Below are 19,788 nucleotides of genomic sequence, written 5' to 3'. Positions count from 1 at the left end.
GAGCAGTATGTATTTCGAGATTTACAGGCAATCCAAGGGCACCCCGAGCACCGGCAAAGGACAATGGCGCTGGCGCCTGAGGGCGGGGAATCACGAGACCATCGCCAGCGGCGAGTCGTATGTGAACAAGGCCGATTGCCTGCACGCCATCGGGTTGATCAAAGGTGTTGAGGGGGAAACGCCGGTGAAGGAGATCTAAGCCTGATAGCCAATGCCCGAGGTGTTTGGCTTGGGCATGCGGTTATCCATTGATTTTTTGGGCTGGATTCAGTGGCCCCTTCGCGAGCAGGCTCGCTCCCACAGTGGATTTGCGTCATCCGCAAAACCTGTGGGAGTGAGCCTGCTCGCGATGGGGCCGCAAAGAACACCATCAAATGCCTGGGTAAAAACCCGCTTCAGACAGGCAACGGATACAACGCCTCATCAAATTGAGCCAAACGCGGAAACTGCATCGGCTGGTCATCGCTCACGTGCTCCAGTCGTTGCTGATAGTTCTTCAGGAATTCCTGGCGAGCCTCGTCGCTGATGTACGGCACGTGCCAGGCCACGAATGGTTGCAGCACGTCGAGGCCGACATACGCCAGCGTGCCACGCAGGATCGGCCGTAGCATGTCTTCCAGCGGACCATGAATCGCGCCATCACCGAACATGTGCTCGCGCCCGCCCAGGGTGACAGTGACCAGCGCCTTCTTGCCGCTCAACCCGCCCTGATCGTAAAAGCGCTTACCGCCATAGCAAACCCCGGACACCAGCACCCGATCAATCCAGCCCTTGAGCATGGCCGGGGCCGAGAACCAGAAAATCGGAAAATTGAGGATCAGCAAGTCAGCCCACAGCAATTTGTCGAGCTCTTGCTGGATATCCGGCGCCAGCGACTGACTTTTCACACCTAGACGTTGTTCCAGCGCATACACCAGGTATTCCGGGTTCTCCCGTGAAGAAAAATCATCGGCGCTGGCCACCGGGTTCCAGTTCATCGCGTACAAGTCGCTGACCTGGACCTCATGCCCTTGAGATTCTAGGGTCGAGACAGCCTGGTCGCGCAACGCGGCGGTAAAGGATTTCGGCTCTGGATGAGCGTGGACGATCAATACTTTCATGACAATTCCTTAAACATTTACCAGCGTTGAGTTTGAAGTCGGTAACGCGCGCGCGGCCAGCAACCGGTCGAGCCAGTCGGGGTCCATTTGCGGTTCGGATGAAAACAGCAGCCCGGTGTAATCCTGATGCGGCGGCGTGAAGATGGCGCTGCGTGAACCATGGTCGACCACCCTGCCCCGCTGCATCACCAGCACCTCATCGGCAATGGCCCGGACGGTGGCGACATCGTGAGTGATGAACAGATAAGCGACGCCCAGTTGCTGTTGTATCCGGTTGAGCAGTTTCAGCACGCCTTCGGCCACCAATTGGTCCAGCGCCGAGGTCACTTCATCGCAAATGATCAATTGTGGATCGGCCGCCAAGGCCCGGGCAATGCACACGCGTTGCTTCTGACCACCGGACAGTTCGCGGGGTTGGCGCTCCATGAACGTCGCCGGGTCGAGTTCGATCATTTCCAGCAACTCGGCCACCCGCGCACGCATCGCCTTGCCTTTGAGGCCGAGGTAAAAGGTCAGCGGCCGACCGATGATGTCGACGATGCGCTGACGCGGGTTCAGTGCCGTATCGGGAATTTGGTAGATCATCTGGATACGCCGCAGTTGCTCCTTGCTGCGCTGGCGAAAGTCAGCCGGCAGCGCCTCGCCGTCATACAGCACCTGACCCGACGTTGGCGGCAACAAGCCGGTGATCAAACGCGCCGTGGAGCTTTTGCCGCTGCCAGACTCGCCGATCACCGCCAGGGTCTGGCCGCGATACAAGCTCAGCGAGATATCATGCAGAACCGGTTGATGACCGTAACTGGCGCAGCTTTGCTGCAACTCCAGCAGCGGTTTTTCCTGCTGCGGGCACGGTTTCGGTTCGGTGTGGAAGCTGCGAACCGCCCACAATGACTTGGTGTAATCCTCCTGTGGGTCGCCGAGCATCTTGCGGGTCTCGGCCTCTTCCACCAGTTTGCCGTGGCGCAGCACCATGATGCGATCGGCCATTTGCGCAACTACCGCCAGGTCATGGCTGATGTAAATCGCCGCACTGCCGTACGTGGCTACCGCATCGCGAATGGCCGCCAACACTTCAATCTGCGTGGTGACGTCGAGGGCGGTGGTCGGCTCGTCAAATATGATCAAGTCCGGGTGGCAAGCCATGGCCATCGCGGTCATGACCCGTTGCAACTGCCCGCCGGACACCTGATGCGGGTAACGCTGGCCAATCTGCTCCGGATTGGGCAGGCGCAGCACCCGATACAACTCCACCGCTTCGGCCATCGCCTGGGCCCGGCTCATGCCACCGTTTTTGACGGCGGTTTCCACGTGTTGATCAATCAGTCGGTGGGCCGGGTTGAACGACGCTGCAGCGCTTTGTGCGACATAGGCAATGCGCAAGCCACGCAGTTTGCGCAGCGCTTCGGGTTTGGCGCGCAGCAGGTCGATGCCGTCAAATTGCACCGAGCCGCCGGTGATCCGGCAACCGTCGCGGGTATAGCCCATAGCGGCCAGACCCAGTGTGGATTTTCCGGCTCCCGATTCGCCAATCAGCCCCAGCACTTCGCCGCGTTGCAGGGTCAGGTCGATGCCCTTGATCAGCGGATGCCAGGCGTCTTCGTAATGGCCTTCGATGTGCAGGTCGCGGATTTCCAGCAGCGGTTTTTCATTAGTAATCGCGTTCATGTTCAGCACTCCTTGAGGCCGCTGGATTTGTGCAGCATCCAGTCAACGACGAAGTTGACGCTGACCGTGATCAACGCCACGGCCAGGGCGGGCAGCAACGGGCTGATGTCGCCGAAGGTAATCAGCACCGCGTTGTCGCGAACCATGCTGCCCCAATCGGCGGTGGGCGGTTGAATGCCCAGGCCGAGAAACGACAGCGCGCTGATGAACAAAAACACAAAGCAAAAACGCAGGCCGAACTCGGCAATCAGCGGCGCGGCAGCGTTGGGCAACACCTCGCGGGTCACCAGCCACCACAGGCCTTCACCGCGTAAACGCGCAGCTTCGACGAAGTCCTGCACCACCACGTTCATCGCCACCGCCCGCGACAGGCGAAACACCCGCGTCGCGTCCAGCAGCGCGATCACCAGCACCAGCGACGTCGCCGTGGTGCCGACCACGCTGAGGATCAGCAAAGCGAAGATCAGCTGCGGAATCGCCATCAGAATATCGACGATCCGCGACAATCCCTGATCGACCCAACCACCCTTGATCGCCGCGACCAACCCGCTCAAGCCGCCGAGCAGGAACGCCAGCACCGTGGTCAGGAAGGCAATGCCCAAGGTGTTGCGCGCGCCATAGACCAGACGGCTGAACATGTCGCGACCGAGGTTATCGGTGCCCAGCAGAAACTCGCCGCTCCACGGCGCGAAGCCTTCGCCCACCACTTGGGTTTCGCCGTACGGCGCCAGCAACGGGGCGAACAGCGCCACGAGGATGTAGAGGATGATCACCAGTATTCCGAACTGGGCGCTCAACGGCGCCCGCACTAATTGTTTGAGCAGGTTCATGTTCTACCCCTTCGGATGCATCAGGCGTGGATTGCTGGCGATGGACAGCACATCCGCCGTGGTATTGAGCAGGATGTACGTCGCCGCGAAGATCAGGCTGCATGCCTGAACCACCGGGATGTCGCGCTTGGCCACCGAGTCCACCAGCAATTGGCCGAGCCCCGGGTAGACGAACACCACCTCGACCACCACCACGCCGACCACCAGGTACGCTAGGTTCAGCGCCACCACGTTAACGATCGGCGCCAACGCGTTGGGCAACGCATGACGAAAGATGATCCGCGACTGGCTGATGCCCTTGAGCCGGGCCATTTCGATGTAGGGGCTGGCCAGCAGGTTGATCAGGGATGCGCGGGTCATACGCATCATCTGCGCGATCACCACCAGGCTCAGGGTCGCGACCGGCAGCACCGAGCGTTCCAGCACGCTGCCGAACGAGGCGTCCGGGGTCAGGTTGGAAATGCTCGGGAACCAGTTGAGCTTCACCGCGAACACCAGGATCAGGATGTAGGCGACGAAGAACTCCGGAAACGACACCGCGCTCAGGGCGCTGGTGTTGAGCAAACGGTCGAACCAGCTGTTGCGGTACAACGCTGCGAGCATCCCCAGCAACAACGCGAGCGGCACCGAAACCAATGCCGCCAGCGCCGCCAGACTGAAGGTGTTGCCCAGGCGCGAGGCAACCAGATCGGCGATGGGCCGCTGATTGGCCAGCGAGACGCCGAGATCACCTTGCAGCAGGTGCCAGATCCAGTGACCGAAGCGGGTCAGCGGTGGCAGGTCCAGTCCCAGTTGCGTGCGAAATGCGGCAACGGTTTCCGGGGTGGCGGATTGGCCGAGCATGGCCTGGGCGATATCACCCGGGAGCATGCCGACGGCGAGGAAGATGATGACGGATACCGCGAAGAGCGATAGCAGGCCTAGGGCCAGGCGCTGCAGGAGCAACTTGAAAATACTATTCACCGCAAAGTTCCTCGTTGTAGCCGACAGGCATTTACGCCGTTACTCGACCCGGTAGCAGCTGGCGAAGCCTGCGTCCGGCTGCGTAGCAGTCGTAAACCCTGTTTGCTCGATTTACCTGAAACACCGCATGCACTGAATTCACGACTGCTTCGCAGCCGGACGCAGGCTTCGCCAGCTGCTACAAAAACCCTTTACGCCTGCCACCAGCGCTCGATCACGCGCAGGCCGTCCAGTTCGCCGTAAGGCGCGGTCTGGCCGCCGTGCGCGACGCGATTCGAACGTGCCGCCACCGAGCTCGCAAACAACGGCACAATCGCCCCGCCATCGTCGCGGCACAGCGCCTGCATTTCGTTGTACATCTCACGGCGCAGCGGGTCGTTCATCTCGCCACGGGCGGTATTCAGCAGCTGGTTGAAGCGCGGGTTGTCCCAATGAGTTTCGTTCCACGCCGCGCCCTTGGCGTAACCGATGCTGAACATCCGGTCGGCGGTCAGGCTGCTGTACCAGAACGAGGTGGTGAACGGTTGCTTCATCCAGACGTTGGAGAAGAACCCGTCCGCCGGTTCACGAACCACATCGATTTCGATCCCGGCCTGACGCGCCTGCTCCTTGAACAGCACCGATGCATCCACCGCCCCGGCATACGCCGCGTCGGAAGCTTGCAGCTTGACCTTGAGCGAATCGACACCGGCCTGGCGCAGGTAAAACCGCGACTTGTCCGGGTCGTAAGCACGCTGCTCCAGCGCGCTGTTGATGAAACGGCTGCCCGGCTGGATCGGATGATCGTTGCCCACCAGACCGTAGCCATGCAGCACCGAGGCCAGCAGCGTTTCACGATTGATCGCGTGCTTCATGGCCTGGCGAATGTTGCTGTTCTGGAACTGCTGGCTGTCGCACAACATCGGGAAGGTGTAGTGCTGGGCGCCTTTGGTTTCTTCGATCACCAGGTTCGGATTACGCTTGAGCAAGGCCACGGTTTTCAGGTCGACCTTGTTGATCACATCGACTTGCCCGGTGACCAGCGCATTGATCCGCGCCGCGCCGTCGGAGATCGCGATCAATTCGGCGCTGGCGAAATGCGCGCGCCCCGCTTTCCAGTAATCCGGGCTGCGTTCCAGGCCCATGCGAACGCCCGGTTCGAAGTCCTTGAGGCGATAACCGCCGGTGCCGACACCTGCCTGCCAATCCGGCACGCCGTCCTTCGCCGGCATGATCACCAAGTGGTAATCGGCGACGACATAGGCGAAATCGGCGTTGCCCGAATGCAATTCGAACACCACGCTGTCGCTGCCTTGGGCGCTGACCTTGGCCACATCGCCCAACACAGTCTTGGCCGCCGAGGTGGATTTTTCGCCGAGGTGATGCTGGATCGAAGCGACCACGTCTTCGGCGGTCAGGGTTTTGCCGTTATGGAAGCTCACGCCCTGGCGCAGCTTGAAAGTCCAGATACGTGCGTCCGGGGTTGACGTCCAGCTCTCGGCCAGTTCCGGAATCGCGCTGCCGTCCACGGCAATTTCGGTGAGGGTGTTATAGACCGCCGAAAAGCCGACGAAGGTGAAGGTGTCGCTCCAGGAGCCGGGATCTTTCGAATCGGTGGTGCTGCCGCCCGCCAGGCCGAGGCGCAACACGCCGCCGGGTTTTGGCGTCGCTTCTTGCGCAAAAGCCCCCATCGGCAACCCCATGGAAAACGCCCCCGCTACGGCCGCAGCAGCGGCGCTGTATTTGAGGAAGTCCCGACGAGGAAAACTGAATTCATGGTTCGCTTGAGTAATCTTGTTTTTGTTATCGCTCATTGCATTGCCCCCGATCAAAAGCAGCGTAAGTAATGAATTGCCGGTTTAAAGCCACGCAAGGCACCGGGCCATGGCCCGGTGCGCAGATCAATTGAATCGTCAACGGTCACACCTGAATCGCCTTCACTTCAACGAACTCGTTGAGTCCTTCTTCGCCCCACTCCCGACCATTGCCCGATTGTTTGTAGCCACCGAACGGCGCCTGATAATTGAACGCCGCTCCGTTGAGGAAACACTGCCCGGCACGCAACTGCCGCCCCAGATGCAAGGCGCGCTCAGGGCTGCCGGCCCAGACACCGCTGGACAAGCCGAACGGCGAATCGTTGGCGATTTGAATTGCCTGCGCTTCATCGGCGTAAGGAATCAGGCACAGCACCGGGCCGAAGATTTCTTCCTGGGCGATGCGCATACGGTTGTCGACGTCGGCGAACAGCGTCGGGCTGACGTAGAAACCACGCTCGAATTCGCCAGCCGTGTCGCCGCCGCAGACCAGCCGTGCGCCTTCCTGCTGGCCGACCTGGATGTAATCACGCACGGTGCGCCGTTGCGCCGCCGAACACATCGGCCCGAGGAAACTCTGCGGGTCCAGCGGATCGCCCATGCGCAAGCTCTGGGTTTTGGCGATGGCCAGTTCCACCGCTTCGGAGTAACGACTGGCCGGCAGCAGCATGCGGGTCAGCGCCGTGCAGGTCTGCCCGGAGTTGATCATCACGTCCTGCACGCCGTAGCGCACAGCGGCAGCAAGATCCGCGTCTTCGGCAATCAGCAGCGGCGACTTGCCGCCCAGTTCCAGACACACCCGTTTCACCGATGGCGCGGCCGCTTGCGCCACACGAACCCCGGCGCCGGTGGAACCGGTGAACGACACCATGTCCACGTCCGGGTGTTTGGCCAGCGCTTCACCTACCTTCGAACCCGGCCCGCTGACGAGGTTGAACACACCGGCCGGCAAGCCGATGGACTCGATCATCTGCGCCAGAAAAAAGGCGTGCAGCGGGGTTTCCTGACTGGGTTTGACCACCACGGTGCAACCAGCGGCCAGCGCCGGGGCGAGCTTGCCGATCAGTTGATGCAACGGGTAGTTCCACGGGTTGATGAAGGCGCATACGCCCACCGCTTCACGTATCACCAGCGAGTTGCCGACCTCGCGGACTTCGTCCATCAGGCCTGCGAGTTCGACGTATTGCTCCAGCCCGATGATCGGGCCGTCGACCTGCACCGAGCGGCACCATTGCACCGGCATGCCCAACTCAGCGGTGATGACGGATGCCATCTCGTCGGCCCGTGCGCGCAACTGCTCGGCGAGGGCGCGGATGTAACCGGCACGCACACTCGACGGCGTGCGCGACCATGAACTGAACGCCTTGCGTGCGGCGGCCACCGCGTTGTCGACATCGCGCTCATTGCCCAGCGGCACCGTGCCTGCGATCTCTTCAGTGGCCGGGTTGATCACCTCGGCGATGCCCTGCCCCGATGGGGTTTGCCAGCGGCCATCGATAAACAGCGTTGTGTGGTTATGCATAGACGTGAGCTTCCATCAGTTCAGTGGCGCAACGGGTGATGCGCTGGCAAGCGTCACGCAATGGTTGCGCGTCCAACACCAGCCCCAGGCGAATGTGCCCGGCGGCGCTCGGGCCGAACGCTTCACCGGCCAGCACCGAGACGCCATGGCGGTCGAGCAAGCGGTCGGCAAATGCCTGGGCGCTGAGCCCGGTGTCGCGGATATCGACCATCACGAACATCCCGCCATCGGGTTTCAAGGCACGCACGCCGGGACAATCGGCCAGGCATTCGCAAACCAGATCGCGGCGTTGGCGATAGGCTTCGCGCATCGCTTCCAGTTCTGGCAAGTTGCTTTCGAGGGCGACGACGGCGGCGTCCTGCACGAAATCCGGCAAGCCGTAGAGCATGCACAGCGCGAGGTTTTCCAGGTGCGCAGCAAGGGCTGGTGGTGCTATCGCCCAGCCGATTCGCCAGCCGGTCATGGCGTGGGATTTCGACAAGCTGTTGAGCGTCGCGGTGCGCTCGGCCATGCCCGGCAAACTCGCCGGACTGACGTGCTCACCGTCGAATAGCAACTCGCTGTAGACCTCATCGGAAATCAGCCACAGGTCGTGGGTGATGCACAGGTCGGCCAACGCTTGCCAGGTGGCGCGCGACAAACTGGCGCCGGATGGGTTGTGCGGGCTGTTCAACGCCAGTGCCCGAGTGCGCGGTGTGATGCGGGCGGCGACGTCTTCAGGCAGCACGCGGAAACCGTTTTCGGGGCGCACCGGCACCGGCACCACCACCGCGCCACAGGCACCAAACACTGCTTCATAGGTCACGTACATCGGCTCGGCGACGATCACTTCATCGCCGGGGTTGAGTACGCATTGGGCAACGCTGAACAACGCGCATTGCGCGCCGGCGAGCACGATGACCTGATCGGCCGAGACCTGCTGGCCGCTGCGGCGTCCGTAGTGTTTGGCGACGCTTTCACGCAGGGCGCGTTTGCCACGCACGTCAGCGTAGTGCGTGTTGCCGGACAACAGGCTGTCGATGGCGGCCTGCACAATCGGCATAGGCGTGTCGAAATCCGGGTCGCCTACCGACAGCAGCAGAATGTCTTCACCCTGCTCTTGCAGCGCGAGTGCGCGGTAATGAATGTCCCACGCGGCGGCGCCGTCACCGGCGATACGTTGAGTCAGATCGGAAAAGCGCATGGCGATACCTCTGCCAGAAAATGAAAATCAGTGCGCGCACGCGTGCTTGAGTTCGATCAAGGTCACGCCGTTACGCTTGAAACCGTGACGCAGATCGGTTTGCAGCTCGGCCAGACTTTGCGGCTGGTTCACGGTGCAACCGAACGCGCGGCCAAGGGCGGCGAAATCCGGGTTGCGCGGCAGTACGCCAATCGGTTCGATGTCGAGCCCAAGCATGTCGTCGCGGATCTGTCCCAGCGCGTCGTTGTTCCACAGCAGCACCACCAGCGGGCTGTCGAGTTCTTCGACGGCGGTCGCCAGCTCTTGCGCGGTGTAGAGAAAACCGCCGTCGCCGACCAACACCAGACCTGGCCGCTGCGGCGCGCCGAACTTGGCACCGATGCCCGCCGGCAAGCCGTAGCCCAAGGTGCCGTAACCGGTGGGGTGCAACCAACTGCGTGGCGCCAGGCTGTTGAAGGCGTAGTTGCCGGTGTAGGCCAGTTGGGTCATGTCAGTGCTGATGAACGCATCCTCCGGCAACTCGGCGGCGATACGGTCGAGAATTGCCTGGTGGATCGACTGTAACGGGCCATGGCTTGCCTTCACTGCGTCACGCAAAGCCGCGACGGCAGCAATCGCCACGCTGGCATCGCGCGCGGTGGACGGCAGACGCTCCAACAACACGGCGAGGGTTTGCTGCGCATCGCCATTCATCGCCACCGCGCACGGGTAGAAGTCGTTGAACTTGCGCGGGTCAATGTCTACGCGCAGCAGTTCGGCATTCAGCGGCAAACGTTCGCGCCAGAAATCGGTGTCGGCCATTTCGGTACCAACCGCCAGCACCACGTCGGCTTCGGCGATCAGGTTCCAGCCGGGTTCCACGCACAAAGTCGAGCCGGCGTTCAGCGGTGCATCCGGCGGCAGCAAGCCTTTGCCGGCAACACTGGTGAACAGTGGTGCAGCGAGTCGGGTACTGAGGTCTTGCAGTGATTGCTGCGCATTCAACGCACCGCCACCGGCAATGATCATCGGCCGCTTGGCGTTTTGCAGTTTGGCTACGGCCTCCTCCAATGCCGTGGTTGACGCGGCGCCTCGCCCGGGACGGCGCACGACGTCGTTGCTCCAGTCACGGGTGATTTTTGCGGACAGCACGTCCAGCGGCACCGAGATGTGCACCGGACGCGGACGTTCGCTGTCGAACACCGCGTAAGCACGGGCGATCAATTCCGGCAGGTCCTCGGCGCTTAATGCGACCGCCGAGAAGGCGGTGATCGGCGCGGTGATCGAGCGCTGGTCCTGGGTTTCGTGCAGGCAGCCCCACCCTTTGCCGAGGCTGGCGGTGTGGTTGACGCTGGAAATCACCAGCATCGGAATCGAGTCGGCATATGCCTGGCCGATACCGGTCGCGGCATTGGTCACGCCGGGGCCGGTGATGATGAAGCACACGCCCGGTTTGCCACTGACCCGCGCATAGCCGTCGGCCATGAAACTGGCGCCTTGCTCGTGACGAGTCAGGACGTGGCGAATGCCGCTGCCGGGCAGACCGCGATACAACTCCAGCGTGTGTACGCCGGGAATCCCGAATACGGTGTCGACGCCGTAGTTGGCCAGCAGACGTACCAGAGCCTGGCCGCCGGTCAATGTTGTGGTTTGCATATTCAATTCCTCATTCGTGGCCGAGGCGAATCAACGCGTCGACCGCAGTCGTGCCGGCGGCACCGACCAACAATGGGTTCACATCGAGTTCCAGCAACTGCGCGGCGTTTTCGCAGGCGTAATCGGCCACCGCACGGATCGCCGCGACCAGCGAATCCAGATCCGCCGCTTCACGACCGCGAAAACCTTGCAGCAACGCGGCACTGCGCAGACTCAATACGGCCTTGCGGATGGCGCCGTCGGTGGTCGGCAGCAGCAGGCTGCGACTGTCCTTGAGCAACTCCACCAGGATCCCGCCAGCACCGATGACCAGGGCCAGGCCGAAGTCGTTTTCCCGTTTGATGCCGACGATCAATTCAGCCAAGGGCGGTTTAGCCATCGGCTCCAGCAGCACTTGATCGAACGGCACTTGCGGCGCGTACTCGGCAATACTTGCGCGCATTTTTTCCAGCGCAGCGCTCAGGGCGGTGGAGTCCTTGAGATTCAGCGCCACGGCACCGGCCTCGGTTTTGTGTGGCAATTGCGCGCTGACCGCTTTGAGCACCAGCGGATAACCCAGCTTATTGGCGTCACTCAACGCTTTATCCGGCGTGCTCAGTACACCGTTGGGCGTCGGCAGGCCAAAGGCGCGCAATGCAGTCTTGGAATCCCACTCGTTGAGCAGGCGTCCTTCGCCGACCAAGGCGTGCGGACAGTACGGCACCAGCGCCGATTCACCGAGCGCCAGCAGTGCCTGACGATTGCGCTGATAACCGGCAATGCGGCCCCAAGCCGCCAAGCCATCCTCCACCCCTTGCAACGCCGCCACGCCCTGCGCATGCAGACGTTCACGAGCATGGGCCGGCAGCAGTTCCGGAAACGCCGAGGTGACGAATCCGGTCTTGCCGTGGCGGACCAGCGCGGCACAAAACAACTCCAGCAGCAGGTCGCATTCCTTGCGTTCGCCGGTGAACTGCGCCGGGTAATCGAGCACCAGCATCGCTGCGTCGGCTTCAGTGCGCAGGGCGCTGTCGAGCATGCGGTTCAAGGCTTCGCCGTCGCCCCAGATCGCCGTGGTGAAATCCAGCGGATTGACCAGGTTGGCGTAGCTTGGCAGCACCTGCGCCAGTTCTCCGACTTGGCCTTCATCGAGCTTGGGCAGACTCAAGTCATTGCGCTCGGCGTAGTCGGCAATCAGCCCGGCATCGCCGCCCGAACAGGCCAGCGCGATCAAGCTGTTGCCCGCCGGTAACTTGCCGCACGCTGCCGCTTTCAGGGTTTCAACAAAACTCACCGGGCCACTGACGCGGATCACGCCAAGGCGCGCGAACAGGCTGTCGTACAGCGCATCGGAGCCGGACAGCGAACTGGTGTGACTGAGTGCCAGTTCGGCACCAATCTGCGACACGCCGGTTTTCAGGGCGATGATCGGGATGCCTTTCTCCAGCGCCTTGTGCGCGGCGCGGGCGAAACCCGGCACGTTTTTCAGGCCTTCGAGGTGCAAGCCGATGGCGGTGACGCGCGGCTCATCGAGCAACACGTCCATCAGTTCGGCGATGCCCAATTGTGCCTGATTGCCGACCGACGCCATGTAGGCCACCGGCAGCGAACGGTCGCTCATCGACAAGTTGTAGGCGAAGTTGCCGCTCTGGGTCAGCACGGCGACGCCCTTCTCCACCGGTTTGCCACCATGGGCCACCGGCCACAGCGCGGAGCTGTGCAGGTAGTCGAGCAAGCCGTAGCAGTTGGGACCGAGCAAAGCCATGGTGCCGGCCGCTTTCAATAACTGTTGCTGCAAGGCCAGGCCTTCGGCGCCGGTCTCGGCGAACCCGGAGGCGTAGCAGATCACTCCGCCTGCGCCCTTGGCCGCCAGTTCGGCGACGCAGGTCAGGGTCAGCTCGCGGTTGGTCGCGATGAACACCGCGTCCGGGCCGCACGGCAGTTCGGCAATGCTGCGCACACACGGCACGCCTTCTAGCGTGTCGTGCTGCGGATTGACCAGCCACATCTCACCCAGGTAGCCACCTTCAGCGCAGCGCTTGAGTGCGCGGGCCATGCTGCGGCCACCGACAAACGCCAGATGGCGCGGTGCGAGCAGGCGTTTGAGGTTGTCACGAATCGTCTGCGACATAGATATTCTCCGGGCCGATCAGCGCAACAGCGGCCGCAGCAATTCGCGGGAAATGATGTGGCGCTGGATCTCCGAGGTGCCTTCCCAGACGCGCTCGATCCGCGCGTTACGCCAGATGCGCTCCACCGGACATTCATCCATCAGGCCCATGCCACCGAAAATCTGTACCGCCTCATCGGCCACTTTGCCGAGCACTTCACTGGCGAACAGTTTGGCCATGCCGGCTTCGCCATCGGTCATGGTGCCCTGGTCCATTTTCCAGGCGGTGTGCAAGGTCAGCAGTTCAGCCGCGCGGATCTGCGTGACCATGTCGGCGAGCTTGAACGAGATGCCCTGATAGGTGCCGATCGGCTGGCCGAACTGCTTGCGATCCGCCGCCCATTGCAGCGATACATCCAGCGCACGTTGCGCCTGACCAACGCAGTTGGCGGCGACCATGACGCGCCCGGCAGTCAGCCAGGCGTTGGCCACGTCCCAACCCTTGCCGACTTCACCCAACACTTTGGAAGCGGGTACGCGGCAGTCGTCGAAGAACATTTCGTAGGTGTGGTAACCGCGGTTGCTCACGCACTTCGGACCACGGCGGATGGTCATGCCCGGCGTGTTGCGATCGACCAGGAACGAGGTCACGGCGTTGCGCTTGCGGCCGTTGTGTTCGTAGGTGTCGGTGACCGCGAAGACGATGGCGAAATCGGCGTGACCTGCATGGCTGATGAAGTGTTTGCTACCGTTCAGAATGAAGTCATCACCCTCACGTACGGCGCGGGTCTTGATCGCGTTGGCGTCAGACCCAGCACCCGGTTCGGTCAGCGCAAAGCAGTCGACTTTCTCGCCCTGGATGCACGGCAACAGGTAGTCATTGATTTGATCACCGGTGCAAGCCATGAGGATTTTCGACGGCCGTGCGACGAACACATGCAGCGCCCATGACACCTTCGACAGTTCACGCTCGATCAGCGCCTGGGACAGGTAGTCCAGACCGCCACCGCCGACTTCTTCCGGCATGTTGAAGGCATAGAAACCGGCCGCGATGGCCTTGCCGCGAATCTGTGCCGCCAGCTCCGGGGAGACTTCGTCGGCACGGTCGACCGCTTCCTCATGCGGCAGCAGCTCCTTGGCGACAAAACTGCGTACCGCGTCCACCAACATTTCTTGTTCTTGGGTCAGTTGGAAATTCATGGGGCTACCTGTTGTTCGTGTACTAAATGTGGTGTCGGGGCTTATCGACCGATAAAACTGGCCGGACGTTTTTCGATGGAGGCGCGCAGGGCTTCGTTGCCGTCTTCGCTGCGACCGCACAACAGGCCGGCGGCCAACTCGGCTTGCAGTTGCTCCGGCAGGCTGCGTTGGGCGCCTTCACGCATGAGTTTTTTGGTCTGGGCAAACGCGAATGTCGGGCCGTTGGCCAGGCGCGAAGCGAGTTCAGTGGTGACGTCGAACAGTTGCTCATCGGCGCAGACTTCGCCGACCAGGCCGGCAGCCAGGGCGCGATCGGCGCCCCACAACTCGTCGAGGAACAGCAGGCGCTTGGCTTGTTCGGTGCCGATCAGCCGTGGCAGATGCCAACTGGCACCGGCGTCCGGCGAGTAGGCCATGCTGGTGTAGCCTGCCTTGAAGCGCGCCGATTGCGCAGCGATGCGCAGGTCGCAGCACAACGTCAGGTCCATCCCCGCGCCGACGGCGGTGCCGTTGATGGCCGCGATGGTGGGTTTGTCCAGGCTGTACAAACGGCTCATCAAGGCGTGAGCGGTTTCGGTCCAGCCGTAGGTTTCGAGGGCGCCACGGGCTTCGGCTTCGGCCCACTCGGCGAGGTCGGCACCGGCACAGAAGCTGCGACCGCTGCCGGTCAGCACAACGACTCGCACGGCGGGGTCGGCGTTAAAAATGTCCAACAAGGCGTGGAGGTTTTTCAGGGTCGGGATGTCCAACGCATTGCGCTGAGCAGTGCGATTGAGGGTGATCCAGGCAATGCCGGCTTCGACCTGACTGAGCAGAGAAGATTGAGTAGTCATGCGAATCCTCGAATTATTTTGATTGGTCTGAGGTGATGCGACTTGAGGCCATACTAAACGAGTGTTCAGTAAGGCGGCAATTGGGGATGGAATTGGCTGTAACAGCCAAATAAATCTAATAAGTCATTGTTTTAATTAGTTTATTTTCTTATGTGAGCTTTCATCGCAGGAGATCTGTTACAACTTTGAACAACTGACCACAACGCACTTGCCCACCGCAAAACAACTGTGGGAGCGAGCCTGCTCGCGAAGAGGGCATCACATTCAACATCTCTGTTGACTGATCCACCGCTATCGCGAGCAGGCTCGCTCCCACAGGAGGTATGTTGTGGCAGTTATGCGGTCGGCAAACTCGGCGCCAGCACCGCTTCGCGCTTGCGATGAATCAGGAAGTACGCGCCATAGCACAGCGCGATAAACCCAAAGCCCCAGTACAACGAAGGCCTTTGCGTTTCATCCAGCGCCAGAAACACAAACAGCGAGCAGCACAACGCAATGCACGTCAGTGGCAGCAGCGGAAACCACGGCGCGCGGTATTTCAAATCACTGAGTTTTCCGCCATCACGCAGATACGCCCTGCGGAATTTGTACTGCGCCAGCGCAATCACAATCCAGGTCACGGTGCCCGACATGCCGCTCACCGCCATCAGCACCATGAACAGCGTGTCTGCCGCGACAAAACTGGTCATCAGCGACACCAGCGCAAAACACAACGTGATGCTTAGCGCTCGTAACGGCACGCCGCGCTTGCTCAAGGGCGACAGGCTTTTCGGCGCCATACCGGTCTTCGACATCGCCCACAGAATGCGCGTCGAGGCGTACAGCCCGGAGTTACCCACCGACAGAATCGCCGTGAGGATCACGAAGTTCATCAGGTCAGCGGCGTACGGAATGCCGACCATGTCGAACACCTGCACGAACGGACTTTCCATCAAACCGGCTTGCTGCCACGGCACGATTGCCGACAGCACCACAATCGCCAGCACATAGAAAATCAACACGCGAAACACCACGTTGCGCACCGCACGCGGGATGCTTTTTTCCGGTTGATCAGTTTCGCCGGCGGCCACGCCCATGATCTCGCAGCCCTGGAAGGCGTAGACCACGGTCATCATCACCGCGAACACCGCCGACAGGCCGTTGGGGAACAGTGAGTCGCCTATAAGGTTACTCATCATCGGTGCCGGTGCACCGCTGGTCAGCGGGATTGCGCCGAAGATCACCAGCACGCCGACCACGATGAAGCCAAGAATCGCCGCGACCTTGATCCCGGAAAACCAGTATTCCGCTTCACCGAAGGCGCGGGTCGCCAGTGCGTTCAAACCGAACAGCACCACCACGAACAACGCCGACCAGTACCAGATCGGCACCGCAGGAAACCAGCGCGTCATCAACATGCCCGCCGCCGTGAACTCCAGCCCCACGGTGGTCGCCCAGCTCATCCAGTACACCCAGCCGATCATGAAACCGGTGGCCGGCCCGATGAATTTGGTCGCGTGGGTTTGAAACGAGCCGGACACCGGCATTTGTACGGACAACTCGCCCAGGCACACCATGACCAGGTACATCAGGAAACCGGCAACCAGATACGCCAGAATCGCTCCCACCGGGCCGCCCTGATTGATGGTCACGCCAGAGCCCATGAACAGCCCGGTGCCAATCACGCCGCCTAGCGACAGCATGAAAATGTGCCGGCTTTTCAGGGCGCGGGTCAGTTGGATGCCTTTGGTTTCGGTAGATTTGCTCATGTCCACACCTCAATTATCAGCAAGGTGCGCGGCATGGCGCGGGGAAAGATCAGCTTTACGGCAGTTCATTATTATTATCTCCAATAAGCTTCGAAGACCGCGCTGTGGCGGTTGCGTCGATTATTGGAAGCCCATGTAAGGTCCCGTTGACCGTAAAGATCGAAGTTGTAAAAAGTCGTAACAAACTTGTACGTCAGCGGTGCAGCAACTCAGCCAGTGTTTGTTGCGAACGCTGCAGTTGCGCATGAACCTGCGGGGCCAAGGTCCGCAAAGTCTGCTCATCATTGGCCATCGCGGCCTCTTCCAAAGCGCGCAGCACATTGGCCAAAGCGCGAAATCCCAATGAGTCGCTGCTGCCAGCCAGGCGATGCGCCAGGTGCGCGACTTCGGTGCAGTCGTCGGCCTCGATGGCTTCGGTCAGTGCTTCGCGATGCTGACTGATCGAATCGCGCAACACCGCCAGCAAGCCCTGAAGTTTCTGTTCACCGAGTAAGGTGCGATGGGTGTCCAGCAACGGCCAATCCATCGCCTCGTCAACAGGCTGCGGCGCAGATACCGGCAATTGCCCAGCCAGCGCTTGTCGCAGGTTTTCGAGCTTCAGCGGCTTGGCGAGAATGCCATCCATCCCGGCCTCCAGATAACCGCGCATCAAGGCCGGCTGCACGCTGGCGGTCAGGGCGAAGATGCGGGTGTGACGGTTAGGACCTTGGTTGTGGCGAATCAATTTGCACAGCTCGACGCCGCTGATGCCCGGCAGGTGTACATCGAGCAGGATCAAATCAAACGTCTGCCCGGCACATTGCACCAGCGCCTGCTCGCCTTCTTCGGCGAGCCAAACCTGATGCCCGTCGCGCTGCAACAAGCCGCTGACCACTTCACGGTTCAGCGCCACATCCTCGACCACCAGAATATTCAGTGCCCGCACGGTTTCGCTATTCTGCACCACAACGGTAATGCCGGTAGACGCCTGCAACGTCAGTTCAAACCAGAAACAACTGCCCCGCCCGACTTCGCTTTCGACGCCAATCTGTCCGCCCAATTGCTCGACCAGATGCTTGCTGATCGCCAGCCCGAGCCCGGTTCCGCCAAAGCGTTGCGCCACCTCTTCGCTGGCCTGGGTAAAGCGCTCAAAAATCTTTTCCTGCATGGCCGGGGCGATGCCGATGCCGTTGTCCGTGACGCTTATGCGCAAGCGTTGCCCGCTCTGTCCCGGAACTTGGGCCAGCAGCGCCACCTCGACCTCAACCTTGCCGCCTTCGGTGAACTTGATCGCGTTGGCCAGCAAGTTGCTCAACACCTGACGCAAGAATTGCTCGGCGCCGTGGTGCCGGTCGGCAACCTGCGGATCGAATCGGCAATGCAGCGTTGTGTCGTTGCTCAACGCGCGCGGTTCCAGCAGGGTCAACACCTCGTCGAGCAGTTGCCGGATCGAGAAATCGACCGGTTCCGGATGACTGACGCCCTCCTCCAATCGGGCGAAATACAACACCTCGTTGAGAATCGACAGCAACCCTTCCCCGGCCTTGTACAGCGCATCCAGCCGTTTGCCGTCGAGCTCATCCAGACGTGCGCCGCGCAGCAACTCGGCCATGCCGAGAATCCCGTTGAGCGGGGTGCGCAACTCGTGGCTCATGGTCGCCAGAAACCGCGACTTGGCGAGGTTGGCGGCCTCGGCTTCGTCCTTGGCGCGCATCAGGCTGGCGGTGCGGCGCTCGACCAGCCTGAGCAGTTCATCGCGATTGTCTTGCAGGGCCAGCCGATCGGTTTCGCGGCGGTCAATGTCACTGAGAATCGCCCGACGCATATCGTCCAGCGCGTGGGCCACGGTGTCGATTTCGTCTTCGTGGGTATGCCGGCGCTTGTCCAGGTGCAAGGGCTCGTGCCAGTCACCGGCGGCGATGCGCCGGGCAAATTCGGCCATGACTTGCAGGTGACGGGTGACCAAGCGGTAAAACAGCCCCGACAACGCCACCGCCAGACCGCAAAGGAACACGCTCATCCACAACAGGCTGGTCAAACCGGTGGCATACAGGCGCTGATGCACCGCACCCAGATCGGTGCTGACTTCTAACTGACCCAAGTGCCGGGAAGGCCCGGTCGGCGGTTGATAATCCAGTTCAAAACGCTCGATGCGTAATGGCCCGATCGGTTCGGGATTGCCTTGCAGCAGATCAAAATCGGGGCTGGTCAGGTGTACCCGCGCCACGTCGGAAAAGTCCACCAGCCCCCGCAGCTGCACGTTCAATTGTTCCTGGTTCAAGTCCCAAAGACTGCGCTCCAGACTGGCCAGATAACCGGCACGAATCAGCTCCATGCGTGAGTCAATGTCGCGCATTTCGCGGCGGTACTCGAAGTACAGCTGCACGGTGCTCGCCAGCACGGTGAAACACAGGCTGAACAACAGAATGAACAGCAGCAGACGCCGCAACAGTCCACCGGGCCGGGCGCGGATCATTTGGAATTCGCCGGCAGGTTGATCATGTCGCGGTAGGTGACTTCGCTTTCATTCAACAAACGCTCGACCTCCCCGGTATCGACCATGCGTTTCAGTTGCTCATCGATGTCCGGCATGCGCTTGGCCAACGGCGACTTGCGCGACACAGCCACCCGCAAATAGTCGACGCTCAAGGCATTGGGCAGCGCGACGATGTCTTGAGCGCCCGGCAGATTCTCGACGTAAAGCTGCCCGGTGCGCCGTTCCGAGGTGATGAAATCAATTCGCCCGCGAATCAGTTTGCCGAAGTTCTGGCCACTGTCAGAAACCCATTCGATGTTCTGGTGTTGGGCGACCAAACGGTCGAAATCCACGCCGTAACTTTCACCGAACAACAACCCGCCACGGTAATTTGCCAGGTCCTCCAGACGCTCGAATTTCACCGGGTGCTGACGATTGATGAACAACGCAACCTCCTCACGCAACACCGGCACCGTCGAAAAAACCATGCTCTGTTCACGTTGCGCGGTGCTGTAGGCCAACACCACATCGACCCGGCCTTCGGCGGCGTCGAGCAGGCAGCGTTTCCAGTTACCCAGCACGATGATGTCGACGTCGTAGCCCAGTCGCCCAAAAAGGTTTTTCACCACGCTCGGGGCCAGGCCGCGCACGTGTTTGCCGTCACTCCAGGAGATCGGCGGGTACACCGGATAGTCGCAGTAGCGAACTGTTTCCACCGCCATCGCGCTGTTCGCGGCCAGTGCCCACAGCAGGCCAAGCACACGCAACATCG

General features: G+C 61.3%; 15 protein-coding genes. 1 reads left to right on the top strand and 14 read right to left on the bottom strand.

All coding sequences use genetic code 11. The features are described 5' to 3' along the window. Positions 1-7: 7 nt before the first annotated feature. Positions 8-199 (top strand): YegP family protein, encoded by a 192-nt coding sequence (locus tag AC1DWM_RS06495; RefSeq protein WP_010462174.1) that lies wholly within the window; start codon positions 8-10, stop codon positions 197-199. Between the two features lie 196 nt (positions 200-395). Here the strand turns inward: AC1DWM_RS06495 and AC1DWM_RS06490 are convergent, their stop codons facing one another. The 14 genes from AC1DWM_RS06490 to AC1DWM_RS06425 form a co-directional block, all read right to left on the bottom strand. Next, complete coding sequence (locus AC1DWM_RS06490; RefSeq protein ID WP_223511392.1) at positions 396-1,100, bottom strand: NAD(P)H-dependent oxidoreductase; 705 nt, start codon at positions 1,098-1,100, stop codon at positions 396-398. A 9-nt stretch (positions 1,101-1,109) separates the two neighbouring features. Then, positions 1,110-2,765, bottom strand: coding sequence for an ABC transporter ATP-binding protein (locus AC1DWM_RS06485; RefSeq protein WP_223511390.1), 1,656 nt, complete (start codon positions 2,763-2,765; stop codon positions 1,110-1,112). Between the two features lie 2 nt (positions 2,766-2,767). Continuing rightward, a complete protein-coding gene (locus AC1DWM_RS06480; RefSeq protein ID WP_223511389.1) occupies positions 2,768-3,595 on the bottom strand; it encodes an ABC transporter permease in 828 nt (275 codons plus the stop codon). A gap of 3 nt (positions 3,596-3,598) precedes the next feature. Next, the gene (locus AC1DWM_RS06475; protein ID WP_223511388.1) at positions 3,599-4,558 is read right to left on the bottom strand and encodes an ABC transporter permease; all 960 of its coding nucleotides are present in this window, start codon (positions 4,556-4,558) and stop codon (positions 3,599-3,601) included. Between the two features lie 191 nt (positions 4,559-4,749). Beyond that, a complete protein-coding gene (locus tag AC1DWM_RS06470; protein WP_477794848.1) occupies positions 4,750-6,351 on the bottom strand; it encodes an ABC transporter substrate-binding protein in 1,602 nt (533 codons plus the stop codon). A 106-nt stretch (positions 6,352-6,457) separates the two neighbouring features. Continuing rightward, on the bottom strand, positions 6,458-7,873 hold the full coding sequence (locus AC1DWM_RS06465; protein WP_477794847.1) for an aldehyde dehydrogenase family protein: 1,416 nt from the start codon (positions 7,871-7,873) through the stop codon (positions 6,458-6,460). Beyond that, on the bottom strand, positions 7,866-9,056 hold the full coding sequence (locus AC1DWM_RS06460; protein ID WP_223511385.1) for a pyridoxal phosphate-dependent aminotransferase: 1,191 nt from the start codon (positions 9,054-9,056) through the stop codon (positions 7,866-7,868). The genes AC1DWM_RS06465 and AC1DWM_RS06460 overlap by 8 nt, the downstream gene beginning before the upstream one ends. Before the next feature lie 27 nt (positions 9,057-9,083). Then, complete coding sequence (locus tag AC1DWM_RS06455) at positions 9,084-10,691, bottom strand: 5-guanidino-2-oxopentanoate decarboxylase (RefSeq protein ID WP_477794846.1); 1,608 nt, start codon at positions 10,689-10,691, stop codon at positions 9,084-9,086. A 10-nt stretch (positions 10,692-10,701) separates the two neighbouring features. Continuing rightward, the gene (locus tag AC1DWM_RS06450) at positions 10,702-12,801 is read right to left on the bottom strand and encodes an acetate--CoA ligase family protein (protein ID WP_477794845.1); all 2,100 of its coding nucleotides are present in this window, start codon (positions 12,799-12,801) and stop codon (positions 10,702-10,704) included. Between the two features lie 18 nt (positions 12,802-12,819). Beyond that, on the bottom strand, positions 12,820-13,980 hold the full coding sequence (locus AC1DWM_RS06445) for an acyl-CoA dehydrogenase family protein (protein ID WP_223511380.1): 1,161 nt from the start codon (positions 13,978-13,980) through the stop codon (positions 12,820-12,822). A 41-nt stretch (positions 13,981-14,021) separates the two neighbouring features. After that, entirely contained in the window at positions 14,022-14,813 is a 792-nt protein-coding gene (locus tag AC1DWM_RS06440; RefSeq protein ID WP_223511378.1) for an enoyl-CoA hydratase/isomerase family protein, read from the bottom strand. Positions 14,814-15,148: 335 nt separating this feature from the next. Next, complete coding sequence (locus AC1DWM_RS06435; protein WP_452625305.1) at positions 15,149-16,561, bottom strand: amino acid permease; 1,413 nt, start codon at positions 16,559-16,561, stop codon at positions 15,149-15,151. Between the two features lie 193 nt (positions 16,562-16,754). Next, complete coding sequence (locus AC1DWM_RS06430; protein ID WP_477794844.1) at positions 16,755-19,016, bottom strand: ATP-binding protein; 2,262 nt, start codon at positions 19,014-19,016, stop codon at positions 16,755-16,757. After that, positions 19,013-19,786, bottom strand: a complete 774-nt coding sequence (locus tag AC1DWM_RS06425; RefSeq protein WP_477794843.1) for a substrate-binding periplasmic protein — start codon at positions 19,784-19,786, stop codon at positions 19,013-19,015. Before AC1DWM_RS06425 ends, AC1DWM_RS06430 begins: the two co-directional genes overlap by 4 nt. Between the last annotated feature and the right edge of the window lie 2 nt (positions 19,787-19,788).

The sequence above is a fragment of the Pseudomonas sp. P4_C8 genome (assembly GCF_056401975.1).
Note: the sequence above shows the minus strand (reverse complement) of the source record. Positions and strands in the feature narration are given on the sequence as shown.

What these genes read in the sequence shown, in the direction of transcription:
- AC1DWM_RS06445 (WP_223511380.1), bottom strand. Translation starts at nt 13,980, where the DNA reads ATGAATTTCCAACTGACCCAAGAACAAGAAATGTTGGTGGACGCGGTA.
- AC1DWM_RS06460 (WP_223511385.1), bottom strand. Translation starts at nt 9,056, where the DNA reads ATGCGCTTTTCCGATCTGACTCAACGTATCGCCGGTGACGGCGCCGCC.
- AC1DWM_RS06465 (WP_477794847.1), bottom strand. Translation starts at nt 7,873, where the DNA reads ATGCATAACCACACAACGCTGTTTATCGATGGCCGCTGGCAAACCCCA.
- AC1DWM_RS06440 (WP_223511378.1), bottom strand. Translation starts at nt 14,813, where the DNA reads ATGACTACTCAATCTTCTCTGCTCAGTCAGGTCGAAGCCGGCATTGCC.
- AC1DWM_RS06450 (WP_477794845.1), bottom strand. Translation starts at nt 12,801, where the DNA reads ATGTCGCAGACGATTCGTGACAACCTCAAACGCCTGCTCGCACCGCGC.
- AC1DWM_RS06470 (WP_477794848.1), bottom strand. Translation starts at nt 6,351, where the DNA reads ATGAGCGATAACAAAAACAAGATTACTCAAGCGAACCATGAATTCAGT.
- AC1DWM_RS06480 (WP_223511389.1), bottom strand. Translation starts at nt 3,595, where the DNA reads ATGAACCTGCTCAAACAATTAGTGCGGGCGCCGTTGAGCGCCCAGTTC.
- AC1DWM_RS06490 (WP_223511392.1), bottom strand. Translation starts at nt 1,100, where the DNA reads ATGAAAGTATTGATCGTCCACGCTCATCCAGAGCCGAAATCCTTTACC.
- AC1DWM_RS06455 (WP_477794846.1), bottom strand. Translation starts at nt 10,691, where the DNA reads ATGCAAACCACAACATTGACCGGCGGCCAGGCTCTGGTACGTCTGCTG.
- AC1DWM_RS06495 (WP_010462174.1), top strand. Translation starts at nt 8, where the DNA reads ATGTATTTCGAGATTTACAGGCAATCCAAGGGCACCCCGAGCACCGGC.
- AC1DWM_RS06425 (WP_477794843.1), bottom strand. Translation starts at nt 19,786, where the DNA reads ATGTTGCGTGTGCTTGGCCTGCTGTGGGCACTGGCCGCGAACAGCGCG.
- AC1DWM_RS06485 (WP_223511390.1), bottom strand. Translation starts at nt 2,765, where the DNA reads ATGAACGCGATTACTAATGAAAAACCGCTGCTGGAAATCCGCGACCTG.
- AC1DWM_RS06435 (WP_452625305.1), bottom strand. Translation starts at nt 16,561, where the DNA reads ATGAGCAAATCTACCGAAACCAAAGGCATCCAACTGACCCGCGCCCTG.
- AC1DWM_RS06430 (WP_477794844.1), bottom strand. Translation starts at nt 19,016, where the DNA reads ATGATCCGCGCCCGGCCCGGTGGACTGTTGCGGCGTCTGCTGCTGTTC.